Here is a 1,054-nt window from a genome sequence, read left to right as displayed (position 1 = left end):
TTACCCAATTCTCTTTCGAGATATTTGAATCTTAACTTACCTCATTCGCAGTTTTCATTGTTCAGTTTTCAAGGTGCACCGCCTAGCGGCGGGGCATAACACGATCTGTGGCTCTTTCATCATCCTAGCGCAGTCTCCCGCGTTCAGGCTCTTTCAAGTCACAGCCCTTCTGCCTCTCCGTTTGGCTTTTGGAAAGCTTTCAGCCTCTGCCGGCAGCTTCGCCGCGTCTTTACACCTCAGTTTCCCTCGGCGCTCCCTCGCGTCTTGCCCCAGCGCAGCTGGTGGTGGGCTCAAGTGGACTCGAACCACCGACCTCGCGCTTATCAGGCGCGCGCTCTAACCACCTGAGCTATGAGCCCATAGTTAAAGCTGCGGTGTTTCGGCCTGCTCGGCCTCCCTGTGGTGGAGATGAGGAGGTTCGAACTCCTGACCCCCTGCGTGCAAGGCAGGTGCTCTCCCAGCTGAGCTACACCCCCATAGCAGGAGTCCGGGGCCTTACCGCCGCTTCTCTCTTCGCTTTCCGCTTTTCAAGGTTCCTTTCGGACCCTCAAAATCAAACAACATTTGAACTTCGAACCTTCCCTTGTCACTGACCCTTCAAAAAAGGATCTAAGGTTCTTTTGGAATCTGCGTCAGCTGATTCCGGTTCTCCTTAGAAAGGAGGTGATCCAGCCGCACCTTCCGATACGGCTACCTTGTTACGACTTCACCCCAATTATCAATCCCACCTTCGGCAGCGCCCCCCTTGCGGTTAGGCTACTGACTTCGGGTGTTACCGACTCTCATGGTGTGACGGGCGGTGTGTACAAGGCCCGGGAACGTATTCACCGCGGCATGCTGATCCGCGATTACTAGCAATTCCGGCTTCATGCAGGCGGGTTGCAGCCTGCAATCCGAACTGGGATGATTTTTAGGGGTTTGCTCTACCTCGCGGTTTTGCTTCCCTCTGTTAATCACCATTGTAGTACGTGTGTGGCCCAGGTCATAAGGGGCATGATGATTTGACGTCATCCCCACCTTCCTCCGTTTTGTCAACGGCAGTCCTATTAGAGTG

2 tRNA genes and 1 rRNA gene are annotated in these 1,054 nt (G+C 54.4%); all 3 read right to left on the bottom strand.

The features are described 5' to 3' along the window. Positions 1–282: 282 nt before the first annotated feature. Positions 283–359 (bottom strand) — tRNA-Ile (locus tag WGC32_RS15025). Between the two features lie 41 nt (positions 360–400). After that, positions 401–476, bottom strand: a tRNA-Ala gene (locus tag WGC32_RS15020). Between the two features lie 180 nt (positions 477–656). Then, positions 657–1,054: ribosomal RNA gene (locus WGC32_RS15015) — 16S ribosomal RNA — on the bottom strand; the annotation flags it as partial.

Source organism: Zongyangia acetica (assembly GCF_038739695.1).
GTDB classification, from domain to species: Bacteria; Bacillota; Clostridia; order Oscillospirales; family Ruminococcaceae; genus Zongyangia; species Zongyangia gallinarum.
This window is presented reverse-complemented; position numbering and strand designations above follow the sequence as displayed.